Annotated in this window: 12 protein-coding genes; 9 read left to right on the forward strand and 3 right to left on the reverse strand. The window is 37.2% G+C overall.

From position 1 onward, the window contains the following. Nucleotides 1-321 precede the first annotated feature (321 nt). The gene (locus ACSBFT_RS16285; protein ID WP_463048246.1) at nt 322-1,164 is read right to left on the reverse strand and encodes a cupin-like domain-containing protein; all 843 of its coding nucleotides are present in this window, start codon (nt 1,162-1,164) and stop codon (nt 322-324) included. A 133-nt stretch (nt 1,165-1,297) separates the two neighbouring features. Here ACSBFT_RS16285 and ACSBFT_RS16290 point away from each other — a divergent pair, with 133 nt between their 5' ends. From ACSBFT_RS16290 to ACSBFT_RS16325, 8 genes are all read left to right on the forward strand, one after another. Beyond that, the gene (locus ACSBFT_RS16290) at nt 1,298-1,873 is read left to right on the forward strand and encodes a DUF4230 domain-containing protein (protein WP_489601487.1); all 576 of its coding nucleotides are present in this window, start codon (nt 1,298-1,300) and stop codon (nt 1,871-1,873) included. A 211-nt stretch (nt 1,874-2,084) separates the two neighbouring features. After that, nucleotides 2,085-5,399 carry a preprotein translocase subunit SecA gene (gene secA / locus ACSBFT_RS16295; protein ID WP_463045010.1) on the forward strand — a complete coding sequence of 1,105 codons (3,315 nt, stop codon included), beginning with the start codon at nt 2,085-2,087 and terminating at the stop codon, nt 5,397-5,399. A gap of 45 nt (nt 5,400-5,444) precedes the next feature. Further along, complete coding sequence (locus ACSBFT_RS16300; protein WP_489601489.1) at nt 5,445-6,242, forward strand: SDR family oxidoreductase; 798 nt, start codon at nt 5,445-5,447, stop codon at nt 6,240-6,242. Between the two features lie 164 nt (nt 6,243-6,406). Beyond that, a complete protein-coding gene (locus ACSBFT_RS16305; RefSeq protein WP_463045008.1) occupies nt 6,407-9,622 on the forward strand; it encodes a SusC/RagA family TonB-linked outer membrane protein in 3,216 nt (1,071 codons plus the stop codon). 14 nt (nt 9,623-9,636) lie between these two features. After that, a complete protein-coding gene (locus tag ACSBFT_RS16310) occupies nt 9,637-11,085 on the forward strand; it encodes a SusD/RagB family nutrient-binding outer membrane lipoprotein (RefSeq protein WP_489601490.1) in 1,449 nt (482 codons plus the stop codon). Nucleotides 11,086-11,096: 11 nt separating this feature from the next. Then, entirely contained in the window at nt 11,097-11,813 is a 717-nt protein-coding gene (locus tag ACSBFT_RS16315; protein ID WP_489601492.1) for a BT_2262 family domain-containing protein, read from the forward strand. Nucleotides 11,814-11,992: 179 nt separating this feature from the next. Next, nucleotides 11,993-13,255, forward strand: a complete 1,263-nt coding sequence (locus tag ACSBFT_RS16320; RefSeq protein WP_489601494.1) for a metallophosphoesterase — start codon at nt 11,993-11,995, stop codon at nt 13,253-13,255. Nucleotides 13,256-13,302: 47 nt separating this feature from the next. Next, a complete protein-coding gene (locus ACSBFT_RS16325) occupies nt 13,303-14,628 on the forward strand; it encodes an MATE family efflux transporter (RefSeq protein WP_463045004.1) in 1,326 nt (441 codons plus the stop codon). Here the strand turns inward: ACSBFT_RS16325 and ACSBFT_RS16330 are convergent. Beyond that, nucleotides 14,625-15,437 carry a M48 family metalloprotease gene (locus ACSBFT_RS16330; protein ID WP_489601495.1) on the reverse strand — a complete coding sequence of 271 codons (813 nt, stop codon included), beginning with the start codon at nt 15,435-15,437 and terminating at the stop codon, nt 14,625-14,627. The two genes, ACSBFT_RS16325 and ACSBFT_RS16330, sit on opposite strands and share 4 nt — an antisense overlap. 237 nt (nt 15,438-15,674) lie before the next feature. On the opposite strand from ACSBFT_RS16330, the gene ACSBFT_RS16335 reads away from it, so the two are divergent. Next, nucleotides 15,675-16,661 carry a ribonucleotide-diphosphate reductase subunit beta gene (locus ACSBFT_RS16335; RefSeq protein WP_463045002.1) on the forward strand — a complete coding sequence of 329 codons (987 nt, stop codon included), beginning with the start codon at nt 15,675-15,677 and terminating at the stop codon, nt 16,659-16,661. Nucleotides 16,662-16,802: 141 nt separating this feature from the next. On the opposite strand, the gene ACSBFT_RS16340 is transcribed toward ACSBFT_RS16335, so the two are convergent. Further along, the gene (locus ACSBFT_RS16340) at nt 16,803-19,280 is read right to left on the reverse strand and encodes a ribonucleoside-diphosphate reductase subunit alpha (RefSeq protein ID WP_463045001.1); all 2,478 of its coding nucleotides are present in this window, start codon (nt 19,278-19,280) and stop codon (nt 16,803-16,805) included. Nucleotides 19,281-19,603 lie beyond the last annotated feature (323 nt).

Here is a 19,603-nt window from a genome sequence, read left to right on the forward strand (position 1 = left end):
ACTATCCTAGGAATCTATACATAGACCTGTCACTCAAAAGACATGAACTACCATTAACCCGGTTTATGCATTGGAGAACCGAAATGAGTTTTAATGTGTATTAAATCAGGCATTTAAACGAAATTAGCATAGCACCGTTCTGGTGATTGAGTTTAAATGAGTTACGGACTGATATGAAGCAATTTAGCTACGGCCCCTATAAAATCGGGAGACTTTTTATGCATATAGCGGGTTTAAAAAAAACCTTCGCCTGGACAAAAAAAGAGAGGTTTTGCAAAAGCAAAACCTCTCTTAAAGTTAAGACACACCTAATCTAAATTCTTAAACAAATTGAAGGGCATTTTCCGCGGCCTTAGCTTCTTTCCAATCCTTCCATTTACTTCCTATAAGCTTAGTCATCCCTCTGTCTACCACGGAATGTCTAGCCAAATAAAGGCCTCCTTTAAGTGTAGTAAAGACGGAATCGTTAGCCCTAAGAGCTATACTATACCCACCTTCTACATACCTAATATGATGCCACCAAAGCGAAGGAATAAAAGCAGTTTCTCCATGTGCAAAAACACCTTCAAAACCTTCTAAATTTTGAGCCGCAGGATATTTATCATAATCCGGATTTTCAGGATCAAAATGACTCATTACCGTATACGGATGCTTATAGAGCTTTTTACTTTGATCGGGACCAAAAAGAATAATCTTTTTACGCGTCTGGAATTGCGTTAAAAAAACATTAGAGCAATCCATGTCATAATGTAAGCTGGTGACAGAATCCTGTCCACCAAAAAACATAAACTTATAACTTTTAATAAACCCATCCATAATATTTGGATAGCGGATATCATTCGTCAATTCGGGTATTTTCTTGAAAATATCAAATAGGAAAATCCTCAGATCCACAGGTCCTTCCTCAATAAGATCTAAATAATCTCCAAATTTCATTCTTTTCGCTATCTGAAAATACTTTTTAGGGTCATGATAATTTTTATCAATCAATGGAACTTCAAGGTTTCCATGGTTTTTTTTCAACCACTCAAATGTCCATTTCTCAGTAGCAGGCCAATCTTTCACTAAATCAGTAAAAATAACTGGCTTTTTAGGTTTCAAGTAATTTTCTATAAACTCCTCTCTAGATAAATTACTTCTTCTTTCTATCGGTTGTAAATTCATAAAACTAAATCTAAATTAGTTTCGTTTTGCTTATAATGATAATTAACGCACGGTACATTTATACTTATACCACCGCCCATAAAATTCGTTTGTATTTCACAACAAAATTAATATTATTTCCTTTCATTCAGTAATGACAAAACTCATAAAAAATATTGTCGGTGTTTTTCTCGTGGCTTGCATGCTTATTTTGGCGTGGAAGTTCCTAATTCCTTCTATACCAAATCCTTTCAAAATTAAGAAAGTTGAATCAAGCCACTCCCTAATCCTGAAGGAAATTAGAACTATGGGAAACCTTGAACTGGCCTCATATTTCTTTAATGACATCGTTGAGCAAAGGCTTTCAAGGGACTTCCTACCAGACCCTAAAGCACTTCTGATAGTCTATGGAAGTGCTTCTGGGTGCATTGATTTAACTAAAATCATGGACAAAGATATAAGAATAGAAACGGACACCACTTATATTCATTTACCGGAACCATACATTTGCCATTTCAAAGTAGACCATTCCAAATCAAAAATATATCATTCTGAGTATGCCTTTATGAATGAGGATTTACTCTTCGAAGAAGCCTATAAGTCTGCAGAAAGAAAAATATTAGAAACTGCTGAAGCTTCGGATCTACTAAAAACCACCTCCGAAAATGCCAATAAGTTCCTAATTCCCTTATTGGAAAAAATCTCAGGCAAACCTGTTGTGGCCATTTAAATGTGATGACAAGCCTTTTAATACTTGCATTTTTAGGAGAAAAAAACTTACTGGTTTCTGCTTTCATGACATAAATGCCATTCCCTAAGAAAAAAAGTTGTCAATTTGGCATCTATTCATTTCACGCATCATTCTTGTTACGTTACAATTTGAATTAAGTAATTTTGTATTCTATTTTTTATTTGAGACATCACGATTTTAATTATATATAATGTTAAATTTTTTAACCAAGGGCATTTCAAAAATATTCGGAACAAAATCTGAAAAAGATGTAAAAGAATTAATGCCTTATGTCATTTCTACGAACGAAGAATTTGAAAAGCTAAGGGAACTTAGTAATGATGACTTTAGAGCAAAAAGCGAAGACCTGAAGCAATACATCAAAGATGCTCTTTCTTCTATTCATACTCAAATAGAAAATATTCAAAAGAATATCGACGAGAACGACGAGCTCTCCATTGCAGATAAAGAAGCCTCTTTCGATCAGATTGATAAACTTAAGGAACAAGAAAACGAAGAGCTAGAAAATGTTTTATTAGAAATATTACCAAAGGCTTTTGCCATAGTCAAAGAAACCGCTCGAAGGTTTAAAGACAATGACAGCATTGCGGTAAAGGCCTCTCATCTTGATAGAACTTTGGCGATGAGAAAAAAACATATCACCATTGAGGGCGATACTGCCATCTGGAATAGTGAATGGGAAGCAGCAGGAAATCTTTTAAGATGGAACATGCTTCATTATGACGTTCAGATTATTGGTGGAGCAGCACTCCATAAAGGTAAAGTAGCCGAAATGCAAACTGGTGAAGGTAAAACCTTGGTCGCTACCTTCCCTGCCTTTCTAAATGCCTTAGCTGGTAAAGGCGTACATATAGTAACAGTCAATGATTACCTAGCACGACGTGACTCGGAGTGGATGGCTCCTATTTTTGAATTTCATGGTATTACTTGCGACTGTATTGACAAGTATCCTGCTAATAGTAATGCCAGAAGAGAAGCTTACGCTTCGGGAATTTCTTACGGAACTAATAACGAGTTTGGTTTTGATTACCTTAGAGATAACATGGTAAGTAACCCAAAGGAATTGGTTCAAAAAAGGCACCATTTCGCTATGATTGATGAGGTTGATTCTGTGTTGATTGATGACGCCAGAACACCTTTGATAATTAGTGGACCTATGGCAAAAAAAGGAGATGAAGCTCTTTACAACTCCTTAAAGCCAAGAATTTCTCAAATTGTTGAAGTTCAAAAAGCCATTGTCAATAACTATCTTAATGAAGCCAAAAAATTAATTAAAAATGGAGAAGTTAAAGAAGGTGGTCTTTCTTTATTTAGAGCTTACAGAGGACTCCCAAAAAGCAAGCCGCTGATTAAATACCTTTCTGAGAGTGGTATTAAAAAAATACTTTTAGATACCGAGGCCATTCATATCGCTGAGAATAACAAATTAATGCCTCAAGCCGATGAACCTCTTTATTTCACCATTGATGAAAAAAATAAAGGTATAGAACTTACCGATAAAGGTATTGACTACCTCACCGGTCATGATGAAGACCCAGAATTCTTTATCATGCCAGATTTGTCGATAAAGATTGATGAAATCGATAAAAGCCCAGACTCTGAGCAAGACAAGATTCTTAAAAAGGATGAGCTAATAAGAGATTATTCTACTAAAGCAGAACGAATTCACGCTGTAAACCAACTCCTAAAATCTTATTGTCTTTTTGAAAAAGATGTGGATTATGTTCTAATGGATTCCAAGGTCAAAATTGTGGATGAGCAAACTGGCCGTGTAATGGATGGTAGAAGATGGTCCGACGGACTACACCAAGCGGTAGAAGCAAAGGAAAACGTAAAAGTTGAAGACTCTACCCAGACTTACGCCACAGTAACGCTTCAAAATTACTTTAGAATGTACCATAAACTAGCTGGGATGACAGGTACTGCGGAAACAGAAGCTGGCGAGTTATGGAAAATCTATAAGTTAGATGTCATGACTATCCCTACCAACAGACCGATTGTAAGAGATGACATGCAAGACAAAGTCTTTAAAACCGTAAGGGAAAAATACAACGCCGTAGCAGATGAGATTGTTGAGCTTGTGGATAAAGGCAGACCAGTTCTTTTAGGTACCACTTCTGTAGAAAACTCAGAAATACTTAGTAAAATGCTAAGTATCAGAAAGATTAAACATCAAGTACTTAACGCCAAGCAACACTCCCGAGAGGCAGACATCGTGGCCGAAGCTGGAAAGCCAGGTACCGTTACCATTGCAACGAACATGGCTGGTCGTGGTACAGATATTAAGCTAACCCCAGACAGTAAGGCTTCTGGAGGTTTGGCCATTGTGGGCACAGAACGTCATGAATCTAGACGTGTAGACAGACAGCTTAGAGGTAGAGCAGGACGTCAAGGAGACCCAGGCTCTTCTCAGTTCTTCGTCAGTTTAGAAGATAGTCTTATGAGACTGTTCTTCTCAGACAGAACCGCAAAAATGATGGACAAACTCGGTATGGAAGAAGGTGAAGTCATCCAACATTCCATGATAACCAACTCCATTGAAAGAGCTCAACAGAAGGTTGAAGAAAATAACTTCGGTATTCGTAAGCGTCTTATTGAGTATGATGATATCATGAATATCCAAAGAGATACCATCTATAAAAGGCGTAAAAATGCTCTTTTTGGAGATAGATTATCTCTTGATATAGCAAATGTTCTTTACGACACATGTCATGCTATTCTGAACAATGCAAATAAGAATTACGACGAGTTTGAACTAAGAACACTACAAAATCTAGGCTTCAAACCTGCAATTACAAGACAAGAGTTTGACAGTTCTAAGTCTAGTCTGGAAAATGACTTCTATGAGCTAGCCGACAAACATTATAATGCTAAAAATCAAGCCATTGCCGAAAAAACCATACCCGTTCTTAAAAGGGTTTTAGAAGACAGAAACGCTGTTAAAAATGAACCTTTCATGGCCGTGGTGGGGGATGGAACGAGAAATATTGCAGTTTTCTGCGATATGCAAAAAACGGTCGACTCTAATGGAAAAGAGCTTATCAAAGAAATGGAAAAAGCCATTTCTCTTAGTGTTATTGACCAAGAGTGGAAAGAGCATTTAAGAGACATGGACGACCTGAAGCAATCTGTACAAAATGCTTCTTACGAACAAAAAGACCCACTACTAATTTACAAATTTGAGGCGGTGGAGTTGTTCCAAAACTTCTTGCAGAAAGTTAATGCGGAAATGATTTCATTTTTAATGAAGGCGAACATTGTAGAAATGCGTTTTCAACAAATAGCTCCTCCAAAGCAAGATACACCAAAACTATCTACCAACAGAGCAGAGGGGAACCAAGATGGCGGTTCTTCGGCACCAGTAACTCCTGCTAAATCTCAAAAGGTAGCCAACAGAAACGACAAAGTAAGTGTGCAGTTTAGAGACGGCTCTATTAAAAGAGACGTGAAGTATAAGTTTGTAGAAGAAGAAGTAATAGCAGGAAACGCCGTAATAATAGATTAATATAATAATAGATTAATAAGAGACTAAAGATATTCTTTTAAGCAAATGGACTTCAATCAGAAAGTTGTATGGATTACAGGAGCTTCTTCCGGAATAGGAGAAGCCACAGCTTATGAATTTGCAAAAAAGAATTGTAAACTTGTACTTTCTGCCAGAAGAGAAAACGAACTCCTTAGAGTTAAGGATAACCTTGGGCTTCCAGATGAAGATGTTCTGGTTTTACCGATGGATGTTCTAGAAATAGAAAAATTTGATGATTTGACTAAAAAAGTCATTTCCACATTCGGTCAAATAGATATTTTATTCAATAACGCAGGAATTTCACAAAGAAGTTTCGTGCTTGAAACAGACATTTCTGTTTACAGAAAACTGATAGATATAGATCTTATAAGTGTTATTGCACTTACAAAGTCTGTTCTTCCATATATGGTTGAACGCAACTCGGGTCATATAGCCGCCACTTCCAGTATAGCGGGTTTGGTAGCTACTCCAGGCAGATCTGGATATGCTGCTGCAAAGTTCGCTGTCCGTGGATTCTACGACTCCCTTAGGGCCGAAATTCACAAGAATGGTATAGGGGTTACCGTTGTTTGTCCCGGATATATCAACACTGATATATCGAAAAACTCCCTTTCCGCCGATGGCAGTAAATATGGGAAAATGGATAATAATCAATTAAATGGTTTGTCGGCATCAGATTGTGCCAAACAAATTGTAAAAGCTATATCTAGCAATAAGAACGAAATTTACATAGGTGGACTTAAGGAGATTTTAGGAGTGTATTTGAAACGTTTTTTCCCTAAAATCCTAAGTAAAATCGTTGTAAAACAAGCTCCTAAATAACTTCCCCTCCTTCAATAGTATGCACGCATACTATTATACTTTTCTAACATAACATTGTACTATTTCCATATAAATTGAATTTTATTAATATTCAAGTCATAATTTATTTAACATTTTTTAATTTGGTACTTTATGAACAATTAAAAACCTTAATAACAAACTGTATGAAGAAATTTTTATTAACCATGTGTTTGGTTGGCTTAAGTGTTTTCACTTATGCACAATCCATGGAAGTTTCTGGAAAGGTGACCTCGGCTGATGACGGAATAGGACTTCCTGGTGTTTCCGTCACTGTTCAGGGTACAAGTCGTGGTACCACAACTGATGTTGACGGAGTTTACAAAATTGCCGTTGATAAAGGAGTTACATTAGTATACTCTTTCGTTGGAATGAACAGCACATCAATTGCTGTTGGAAATCAAAGCTTAATTAACGTTGCTTTAACTTCGGATGCTGGACTACTTTCAGAAATCGTAGTTACTTCAACTGGTATTAGCCGTAACTCAAGAGATGTGGTTTATGCTAACCAAACTGTTAAGTCTGAAGACTTACAATCTACACCTAACAAAAACGCACTAGAAGCCTTAAGAGGTAAAGTATCTGGTGTTAAATTAAGCACTAACTCTGGTGCTGTTGGTGCTTCAACAAGAATTGTATTACGTGGTGAGGGTTCTCTTACAGGTAATAACAATGCTTTAATCGTAGTAGATGGTATTCCTATCGATAACGGTGTAAGCAGTGGAGGTGACGGTTCTCCAGAAAACGGGTATTCCGATTTCGGTAACAGATTTAATGATATTAACCCAGAAGACATTGCTTCTGTAACGGTTCTTAAAGGACCTTCAGCGACATCTCTTTACGGTTCTAGAGGTGCATCTGGTGTACTTCTTATTACAACCAAAAAAGGTGGTGGCGGTGTTAACGGAAAAATGGAGATTGGAATAAAATCTTCTTATTCTGTTGAAAAAGCATACGTGCTTCAAAAACGTCAAGACCAATTCGGTCAAGGATATGACAATCTTCATTTAGATACTGGTGAAAACTGGTCTTGGGGCCCCGCTTTTGACGGTATAGTTAGACCATGGACTTCTCCTATCGATTCTGATGGTGATGGTTCTCTAGAGGCTTTAACAAGACCATATAGTGCTGTTAAAGACCAATTACAAAGCTTTTTTGATTTAGGAAACACATTGAATAACAGTGTTAATTTATCAGGTGCTAAAGGAGATTTCACGTACTATTTCTCTTATGGTAATACAAGTCAAAAAGGTATCATGCAAAATACCAACTATGACAGAAACTCTATCAACTTAAACGCAAGTGCAAAGTTGAACAGCAAGTTAAAAACTGATTTTAAAGTGAATTACTCACTCATCGATCAAAATACTGCTACAGAGGGTTCTAGAGCATTTGAAGGTTTAAATGCTTATGCCATGGTGGTTCAATCTCCAGTAAATATTCCAATTAACGAATTGAGAGATTATAATAGCCCATTCCATGATGTAAACGGTTACTGGGGTTCTTACTCTTCTGTAAACCCTTACTATATCTTAAATGACTATGGTAACCAAGGTAAAATTCACAACCTATTCACCAAAATGTCTTTGACATATACGCCAATTAAAAACTTGGATATTATTGCTAGAGTAGGTTCCAACCTTGTCAGCGTTGGTATTAATCAATATGTGCCAACATTTACACCAGATCAGCAATTGGTATGGGGTGACGATTTAGCTTTAAGTACAAGAAATACTAAGCATGAGTCATTGGGTAGCTATTCAAATTCTCAAAATTTGAGAACGAACTGGGATGCGTCTCTTTTGGCTAACTATAGCACAAAAATTACTGACGACTTCTCTCTTAATGTAACAGGTGGTTATAACCTATTTGACAGAAGAAGTAGTAGCTTAACTGGTTTTACAAACGGTGGATTGGTTGTACCAGAATGGTATAACTTAAGTAACAGTGTACAAAACTCTCAATCAAGCCAATCTTCTTCAAAGTATAGACTTTTTGGAGTTTTAGCTAACGCAAGTGTTGGATACAAAGACATGGTCTTCTTAGAGTATTCTGCTAGAAATGACTGGTCTTCTACGCTTCCTGTTGCTAATAATACTTTCTTCTATCAAGCATTAGGAACATCTATTATTGTTTCTGACCTTCTTGGAGTTAAGAGCAATCCATATCTTAACCATATCAAACTAAGAGGAAGTGTTGGAACAACAGGTAAAGATGCAGGTTTATATTTATTAAACTCTACGTTTATCGGGAATCCAACCTTGGCTAGTTTAGGTGATTACACCCTTACTTTCCCTCTTAATGGACAGTCTGGTTTTACAGTGAGTAACCAAATCGGTAATCCAAATTTAAGACCTGAGTTAACAACAACTTATGAGTTTGGTGCTGACGTTTCTCTTCTAAGCAACAGAATTAACATTGATTATACCTACTATCACTCTATTCACTCGGATCAGATAGTAACCGTTAATCTTCCTGCTTCTTCTGGTTTTACCAGCACTACATCAAACATTGGTGAAATGCAGAATAAAGGTCACGAGTTATCTGTTAACTTTAAGCCTATTCAAGGTTTAGTTAAAGACTTGACTTGGGATTTGAACTTCATCTATTCGACTAATAAGAATAAGGTTGTCAAAATCACAGATGAAATTGATGAACTTACTATTTTTGGACCATTTAGAGGTGTTTCTATTGTAGCAAGTGAAGGTTCTCCATTCGGTACATTCAAAGCCTTAGTTCCTTTAGTGAATGATGCAGGTCAAACTGTAGTAGGTGCCACGGGTATGCCAGAATACTCTGAAGAAGAGCAACTTTTAGGTTCTTACCAACCGAAATACACAGCTAGTGTAGCCACTTCTATTGGTTACAAAGGTTTTACATTGAACGCTCTTTTGGATGCTAAACAAGGAGGAACTTTCTTCTCTTTAACTAAATTCTCTACGGAGTTTAACGGTACAGCTTTAAATACTGCTACCTATAACAGAGAACCATATATCTACCCGAACAGTGTGGTATTGGTAGATGGAGCTTATGTTCCTAATGAGACTGAAATTACAGAGCAAGATTACTTCACAAACTATGACCCTGCAGCTTCTAGTTATTTGATTGATGCTAGCTTTGTGAAATTGAGAGAAATAGGATTAAACTATAGATTCCCATCTTCTCTTCTTAAGAAGGCTAAAATCAACTCTCTAAATCTTGGAGTGTACGCAAATAACGTTAAGTTCTGGGTTCCTGCAGAAAACACTTTCGGAGATCCAGAAGTAAATGGCCCTTCGTTAACTGGAAATGCCGTAGGTATCGAAACCACTGGTGTACCTCCAGCTCAAAGCCTTGGTGTTAAATTAGGACTTACATTTTAAATAGTAACTTAGAAATGAAATCAATATATAAAATATTATTCTTGATCCCTTTCATGATTCTCGCTGAATCATGTACGGAATTATCAGAACTAAACATTGATCCTGATAGATCTCCAACTGCAAACGATGCACAGGTTTTAACCAGTGCACAAGGTTACCTTAGTTACATCAATGATGTAGATTTAAATTCTTTCTCTTTCCTTTGGGGTCAATACTACACATGGGGTATTGGTGTTTCAATAGGTAATTCTGAGAGATATGTATCTCAACCTGATGATAATAATGGTTATTGGAACAGAGCTTATGCAAATGCATTAACCGACCTTAGGTACCTTACTAAAAGCGAAGACAAAGCATACAATGGTGTAGGTAAAATTCTTCAAGTATACATATTTCAAGGTCTTGTAGATCACTTTGGTAATATACCTTACTCTCAAGCATTATTAGGTGAAATTGAAGATGGTTCTATTTTAGCTCCTACTTATGATGATGCGGCAACTATCTATGCTGACCTTGTTGTTAAGCTTGATGAAGCCATTGAAGAACTTTCTATTGCTCCTAATAGCATTGGTGCTGATGACTTAGTATACGGTGGAGATCTTAAGAAATGGACGAAGTTCGCAAATTCTCTTAAATTGAGAATTCTAATGAGAACTTCTGAAACAAAGCCAAATGCTTCAGCCGTTTCTGCATTAATTTCTAGCGGAGACTTCATTGAAGGGGCTGCTGATGCTGCAAAAATTAATTTCCTTGGTACTACTGGTGACGAAAATCCGATGTATGCAAGGTTTGAATTTGGTGTTGGTGACTTCTATTTCGCAAGTAAGGCTACCACTAACGTTCTTGAGAGTCTAAATGACCCAAGAATAAATTCATTCTATTCTCCTGCTACTACTGGTGGTAATGCAGGTAGAGTTGCAGGTATAAATCAAGGTACCATAGATAATGAGCCATTTACTGCTCCTGCCTCTAACTATAGTGGTTCTTCTGCAGCTGCTTACGGAAACGCAAACGCTGTTTACTTAATGAGTGAGTGGGAAGTATGGTTCTTAAGAGCTGAAGCTGCAGCTAGATATGGCACAGCAGATAATGCTGCAACTTCATTTTCTAATGCAATCACTGCTAACTTCAATTTCTTAGGAGTAGCAGGTGCAGCAGATTATATCACTTCTTTAAAGTATACTGCTCTAACAAGCTTGGATGCTAAAATTGATGCTATCGCCATTCAAAAATGGATTTCATTAAACGGTACTCAAGAAGATGAAGGTTGGATAGAAACCAGAAGATTTGACAGACCTGCTAGCAGATTATTTACTAAAGGTATTTTCCAAAGCCCTCCATTGTCTGTGCTATCTGCAGGAGTTTACCCTTCTATCTGGTTATACCCAGAAACTGAAAGAAGTTTAAATCCAAATGCCCCAGCACAAAGAGTTATCACTGAAAAAACTTTCTGGGACAATTAAAAATGAAAAAAATGAAAAAAATATCAATAATATCAGCATTAAGCATATTCCTTTTTGCTGCTTGTACTCAAGAGTTTGACATAACTCCTTCGGAGATCACTTACCTTCCATTCATTGAATTAAAAGGTGATGCAACGGTTAACTTAGGCTGTGGTGACACATACAATCCTGCGGATTATAGTGCTAAAGCTTTTGAAGGTGGAAGTGAAATAGAGCTATCTACCGCTGTAGAAGGACTTTACTTTGGAGGAACATCAATTGATGGTCCAGATATCTATTCTGTAGCTTATAGTGCTATCAACAAGGATAACATCCCTGGTTCAGCATTCCGTAACATAAACTATTACCCATGTAATGGAGATTTAGCTGCTGGAGACATCTCAGGTGTTTATACCACTACGGTTAAGAGAAACGGTACAGCACGTCCAACTTTCGAATATGTTTACATTAAGAAAGCGGCAGACGGTACCTATTTACTTTCAGATGCTATCGGTGGTTGGTATGACTTCGGTAGTGGATATGGTTCTCATTATGCTGCTACAGGTCTTAAACTGACTAAGACAGCTACTGGATTCACTTCTGATCAAGTTATCGGAGTTGGTGATTTTGGTGGAGAACTTTTTCTTAAGTCTTTCAAAGTTGATGCAGCTACTAAAACGATTGTTTTCGAAACTTCTTGGAGTTTTGGATATGAGTTTGTTGTAACGCTTAAGCAAGTTAGCGTGTAATTTAATTGACCTTCAGTTTTTAAAAGGATGCCTACCCGTTAGGCATCCTTTTTTTATACACCTATTCCTACAAACAACTGAGTCGCAAGGTCTACTCCACTTAAATAGTTACAAACAAAACTCAAATGGTCGAACTTCAAGAGACCTAACACAGTTCTACTTAGAACTAAAGCGACAAAATGCAAAGAATCACAATCCTAGTTTTATTCCTACTCCTTCTATTGGGTATTGACTGGTATATATTTTCAGGGATTAAACAGCTCATACGTTCTTGGTCCATCTCAAACCAAAAACTAGTAACTTTATTTTACTGGAGCATTCCCTTCGTCAGTCTTATAGCCATCCTACTTGGTTTCTATATTTTCTCGGATAAACTTAGCCATCAAACCAAAACTTTTTTAGGTACCTTCATTTTAATCATCTATCTCTCCAAAATCCTTACAGTCACTATTTTATTTCTCGGAGATATTGTAAATCTATTTAAACGTGCATACCACTGGGTCAGCCCTGGCACAAAAGATTCTTCCGAAATTAATAATGCTCCTCTTGAAAATGTCATAAGTCGCTCTCAATTTATCACCAAGGCCGCTTTAGCTGTTGGAGCCACGCATATTGGAGCTATGACATGGGGAATTATTTCTGGAGCTCACGATTATAGAATAAGACGTGTTCCACTTATACTCCCCAACCTTCCGAAACAATTTCATGGCTTAAAACTCATTCAAATATCGGATATACATTCGGGTAGTTTTTTCAATAAAACCGCTGTGGAAGGAGGCGTGGATATGTTATTGGCCGAAAAACCAGATATGGTCTTCTTTACTGGAGATATCGTGAATAATAAAGCTGAAGAACTGAAAGACTATTTCAATATTTTCAAACGTATTCAAGCTCCATTAGGAGTGTATTCTACACTCGGAAATCACGACTATGGCGACTACGTGAAATGGGATAGTCTGAACTCAAAAAATCAAAATCTCAAAGATCTCATTCATGCTCATAAGTTAATGGGATGGGATATATTAATGGACGAAAACCGTACCCTTACTGTAGATAACGATTCCATAGGAATTTTAGGAATCCAAAACTGGGGAGAAGGTTTTGCACAGCATGGAGATCTTTCCAAAGCACTGCAATACTCAGACGATAAATTTTCCACGAAATTACTACTCTCGCACGATCCCTCGCACTGGCGTAAACAAGTTTTAGCCCATACAAACATCGACGCCGCATTTGCAGGACATACACACGGAATGCAATACGGTGTAGAAATCGGAAGCTTCAAATGGAGTCCAGCAAGTTTAAGGTATAAAGAATGGGCTGGTTTATATCAAGAAAATAATCAACAGCTTTATGTAAACAGAGGCTATGGCTATATTGGCTATCCGGGCAGATTGGGCATTCTTCCAGAAATCACAGTATTCGAATTGAGAAAAGCTTAGATTACATTTAACAATTGCTACGAATAAGTACTTCCCTACTCACAGAGATGAAACACAGTCTTCGTCTCGCCTTCCCCATAATGGTGGCCCAATTAGGGGTTATTCTTATGAGCGTTTCTGATAATATAATTATTGGAAGACTTCTAGGAACACAAGCTCTTGCTGCCGCAGGTATATCCAATTCCATAGCACTTTTAATTTCTTCCTTAGCTATAGGTGGCTTCCCCATAGTAGCCACAATTATTTCCCGGAACTATGCTGCCCATGCCACCAAAGAACTACATAGAACTTTTAATGCCTCGATAACAATAGCTATATTATACAGTATCGTTCTTACACTTATCGGTGCTTTTCTTGTTTATTATTTTGAATTACTGGCTCAAACACCACAAATCACTACCCTGTCCAAACCTTTTCTTTTAATCATAACCTTATCCAACATACCGCTATTTTTCTTTCTGGCTTTAAAACAAACTGTCGATGGTCTTTCCTTACCGAAAGTAGCCATGAATATAACCTTCATTGGTCTTGCTGCCAATATCATCCTGAATTATTCTCTCATAAGCGGATTTAGCTTCTTCCCCAAATTAGGATTAAATGGAGCAGCATATTCCACACTTATTGTAAGGTTATTCATGCTTTTAGCACTTGCTCTATATATCTATAAGAAAAATGCTATCAGAACCTTACTCCCAAAGAAAATTCACCCCTTCTTTATCACCAAACAGACCTTAAAAATTCTAAAACTTAGCATTCCAGGTGGATTCCAAATGCTCTTTGAAATAGGTGCATTTTCCATAGCAGTAGTGATGATGGGATGGATAGGAGAAAACGCTTTAGCCGCCCATCAAATCGCTATGAACATTGCCTCTACCACGTATATGACCGCTACTGGTATTGCTTTTGCTGGAGGAATACGCGTAGGGTCAGCCGTAGGAAAGAAAGACATCAATCAAGTTAAAATTGCAGCGAAAGCTTCTTATTTTTTAGTATTAATTTTCATGACTACCACCATGATCTTAATACTTATTTTTAGAGAGCCTATCATCCAGATATACATTAGTGACTTGGAGATTTTAGCACTCGCCAAACCGCTTTTAGTCATTGCTGCTATTTTTCAGTTGTCTGATGGCATACAAGCTGTTGCATTAGGCAATTTAAGAGGTATCTCAGATGTCAATATCCCTGCCTATATCACATTCATAGCCTATTGGGTCATCTCTCTCCCATTGGGATACTTCCTAGCATTTCACTATAGCCTTGGAGCCAAAGGCATCTGGTACGCCTTATTAGCAGGATTAAGTTTTGCTGCCGTTTTTCTTACGATAAGATTCATCAATATTTTAAAAAATCCTGATAAGGTTATTTCTTAGTCTTGAGAAGAAGAACCTTCGTAGGTGGCTATGTGTTCCTTAATTTTTTGAATTCTATTTGCAGGGCTTGGGTGAGAACTCATAAACTCATCTCTATCCATTTCACCACCACCCGCTTCTGCTAAAATCTCCATGACCTCCACCATAGAATTAGCATCATAACCACTTTGTATCATGTAATGGACGCCAAATTCGTCAGACTCCAGCTCGTCGTCTCTTCCAAACTTCATCATTTTAACTTGAGCCACATAATTCGCTATTTCCGAAGTACCATAATTACCACTTGCAGCTGTTGCCGCTCCTGCCAAACCCTGAAAAAACGAACTTTGTGCCATTTGCTGAGCAGAATGACGATGAACTACATGACCAATTTCATGTCCTAGAACTCCAGCCAATTGGTCTTCTGACGACAGTCTACTTAAGAGCCCAGCGGTAATAAAAACTTGTCCCCCAGGTAGAGCAAAAGCATTAACTGTCTGCTCGTCTCTCAGAACATGAAAATCAAAACGATAAGGGTTTTGTATTCCTCTCTCTTTTAAAGTGTTGTTGAAATTTTCAACAAGCTTATTCCCAACGTTCTTAATTTGTTGTTGAATTTTATGATCCGGATATAAGCCACCGTACTCTTGAGCCATTTGCGGGGCAGACTGCAAGCCCATCGAAACTTCCTGCTCCGGACTCATTCCTACCTGCTGACTTTCACCTGTTAATGGATTTTCTTGCGTCTTACCGTAATAACTTATCAATGCAATAACCGCCATTACAAAACCCAAAATGAGTCTCATTTTCAAACCCGAAGAACCTCTCATGATACTAATATTTATTGATTACCGACCTTATAATAAGCCAAATCCTATGTAAATCTATAAAAAGATGCTAATACAGAAAAGACGAAAATATCGCATTTCCATTTCAAGCTGGGAATATAGCACACAGATCAAATTAATTAAATACTGTAAGGCAATAATACTTTGAGCCAACTCATAATTTCTTTACATTTGATAAGCGAAATTTGTTACTAAATATAAAAGAATCTTTTACGAAAAATGACGGATAAAGAATTAAAACTTTCTGAACCTTTGTTAATTGATGATCCCTCAAGATTTGTCATTTTCCCTATTAAGCATAATGATATTTGGCAATTTTACAAAAATGCTGAAGCTTCATTTTGGACAGCAGAAGAGCTAGACTTATCTCAAGATTTAACAGACTGGGAAAACCTAAAGGATGGCGAAAGACATTTCATTTCCCATGTCTTAGCGTTCTTTGCCGCTTCTGATGGAATTGTAAATGAAAACCTTGCTGTTGATTTCATCTCTTCCGTTCAATATGCCGAAGCCAAATGCTTCTATGGATTTCAAATTGCCATTGAAAATATTCATGCCGAGGTCTACTCTCTTTTAATTGACACCTACATTAAAGACGATATTCAGAAAGACAAACTTCTTAATGCCCTAGAACATATTCCTTGCGTAAAAAAGAAGGCAGATTGGGCTATGCGTTGGATAGACAATGGAAACTTTGTGGAAAGACTTATCGCATTTGCCGTAGTGGAAGGTATTTTCTTTTCGGGCTCCTTTTGCTCTATATTTTGGTTAAAGAAAAGAGGTCTTATGCCAGGTTTATCATTCTCTAATGAGCTGATATCAAGAGATGAAGGCATGCACAGAGATTTTGCTTGCTTGCTTTATACAGATCATATCAAGAACAAACTTCCTGAGGAAGATATATATTCTATTATTAAGGACGCCGTAGAAATAGAAAAAGAATTTGTAAGTGATGCTCTTCCAGTATCGCTTATAGGTATGAATTCTGTTTTAATGTGTCAATACATTGAATTTGTGGCAGATCACTTATTAGAGCAACTAAACCTAAAAAAGGTTTATAACGCCACCAATCCATTCGATTTTATGGAGTTAATATCATTACAAGGAAAAACAAACTTCTTTGAGAAACGCGTTGGGGAGTATCAAAAAGCAGGTGTAACATCTGACAAAGATTCCCAATCTTTCTCATTAGACGAAGACTTTTAATAACAGTTTATTTAAGGATCGAAAGAAAAGTGAGGTGGTTTTGCCACCTCTTTTTTTTGTCTCAGATTCTACCAAAAAAAAGGAGAGCCCCGTCAAAATTGACGAGGCTCTTTATATACACACGAAAGTCGGAATCAGAAATTAAGAACCGCACATCTCACAGCCTTCCGGATCATCTAAAGAACATTGCATTGCGGCATACTTTTGTTCTTCGGCAGACATTTCAACAAAAGAATTCGCTGCTTTAGCTAACTCTTCATTTTGAACTGCATACCCTTTATAATCCAAAGGTTTCTCTTCTATTTTCTCCGTACTAGCTTTGGTTTGCTCCATAGCCTGCTTATCTATTGTAAACTTAACGGCATCAACCGCTGATTTAGTACGTAGATAATACATTCCTGTTTTAAGACCGGCCTTCCATGCATAAAAGTGCATAGAAGTCAGTTTACCAAAATTAGGATCTTGCATGAATATATTCATCGATTGACTTTGACAGATATATGCTCCTCTGTCTGCTGCCATGTCAATAATAACCTTCTGCTTAATCTCCCACGAAGTTTTATATAGTTCTTTAAGTGCTTGAGGAATTTCTTCAATATGCTGTACTGAACCATTGGCTGCAATAAGCTTATTTTTCATTCCCTCATTCCATAAGTTAATCTTAACAAGGTCTCTTAGCAAGTGTTTGTTTACAATTGCAAACTCACCAGAAAGTACCCTTCTTGAATAAATGTTAGAGGTATAAGGCTCAAAACACTCATTATTACCTAATATTTGACTCGTAGAGGCCGTTGGCATAGGAGCTAATAAAAGGGAGTTCCTAACACCATTCTTCACTACCTTCTCTCTAAGATCTTCCCAGTCCCATCTGTTAGACTCTGGCTTAACACCCCACATGTCAAACTGGAATATTCCTTGAGAAATAGGAGAACCCTCCCATGTTTGATAAGTACCTTCTTCTAATGCCAATTCCATTGAAGTTTCCATTGAAGCAAAGTAGATCGTTTCAAATATCTCTTTATTCAATAGCTGAGCTTCTGCAGAATCAAAAGGCATTCTTAATTGAATAAAAGTATCTGCCAAACCTTGAACACCGATACCAATAGGTCTATGTCTTTTATTACTATTTTCCGCCTCTATAACTGGATAATAGTTTACATCTATAATCTTATTAAGGTTACGCGTAACTACTTTAGTTATTTCATAAAGTTTTTGATGGTCAAACTTTACACCATTTCCAAAGTCGTCCATTTCCACATACTTTGGTAATGCAATAGACGCCAAGTTACAAACCGCCACCTCGTCTGGAGATGTATATTCTATAATTTCAGTACATAAGTTAGAAGACTTAATAGTACCAAGATTTTTCTGATTTGATTTTTTATTACAAGCATCCTTATACAGAATATAAGGCGTACCTGTTTCAATCTGAGATTCAAGAATCTTAAACCAAAGCTGTTGAGCTTTTACCTTTCTTCTCCCTTTCCCTTCAGACTCATACTTTTCATACAATTTCTCAAACTCCTCTCCATAAGTATCTGCCAAGCCTGGGCACTCATGTGGACAGAATAGAGACCACTCTGCATCCGCCTCTACTCGCTTCATAAATAAGTCAGAAATCCACATGGCGTAGAATAAGTCTCTCGCTCTCATTTCTTCCTTACCGTGATTCTTTCTCAAATCCAGAAAATCTTCTATATCTGCATGCCATGGTTCCATATAAATGGCAAATGACCCCTTACGTTTTCCACCCCCTTGGTCCACATATCTTGCCGTGTCGTTATAAACACGTAACATAGGAATCACGCCATTTGACGTTCCATTTGTTCCTTTAATATAAGTACCCTTCGCTCTAACATTATGGATAGAAAGTCCAATGCCCCCTGCCGACTGAGAAATTTTGGCACATTGCTTTAAGGTGTCATAAATTCCATCAATACTATCATCTTTCATGGTTAACAAGAAACATGAAGACAACTGAGGTTTTGGTGTTCCTGCATTAAATAGTGTTGGTGTAGCATGGGTAAACCATCTATCAGAAAGCAACTCGTAGGTTTCTAAAACCTTTTCAATCTGCTCTCCGTGAATACCTACAGCCACCCTCATCAGCATGTGCTGAGGACGCTCCACTATTTTCCCGTTTAACTTCAGTAAATATGATTTCTCTAAAGTTTTATAACCGAAATAATCATAACCATAATCACGGTCATAAATAATCGTAGAGTCTAATAATGCGGCATTCTTTTGAATGACCTTCCAAGTATCCTTCGCTATCAGTGAAGCGTTTTCTCCCGTTTTAGGATCCAAGTATTGATATAACATCTTCATGGTTCCTGAAAAAGATTTCAGAGTATTTTTATGAAGATTTGAAATAGCAATCCTTGCTGCTAGTTGAGCATAATCAGGGTGCTTTGTCGTCATTGATGCCGCCGTCTCGGCTGCTAGGCTATCCAGTTGTGAGGTAGATACGCCATCATAGATACCTGAAACAACCTTCATCGCAACTTCAACAGGTTGAACAAAGTTGGGGTCTAAACCGTAACACAATCTTTCGATACGTGCTGTTACTTTGTCAAATTTTACCGATTCGCGACGGCCGTCTCTTTTGATAACATACATATTACAAAAATAATTTTAGGGGTATTAAGAAAGATAATGAAGTTAAGAATTCGTTAAGAAACTGTTAACCTATCATTATCTGGATTACAAAATAAGCGAGAATAAGATGTAAAAAAAAGTCTCCATTTTGTTTGTTTTTTTTCCAATTGTCAAATTCTCCTAGCCTGATTTTATGTAGGCCTTTATTATCAAGCTTTTAAAAACTGAAGCAAATTAGAATAGTACTATTCTAAAGTTATCCACATTTTTTTTCTTGAAAATTCAGTCACTCAGACTCAAACCTATTATATAGGCCAATTGTCTAAATAACACGTTTTCTGTCC

It is taken from the genome of Arcticibacterium sp. SM2516 (assembly GCF_057914865.1).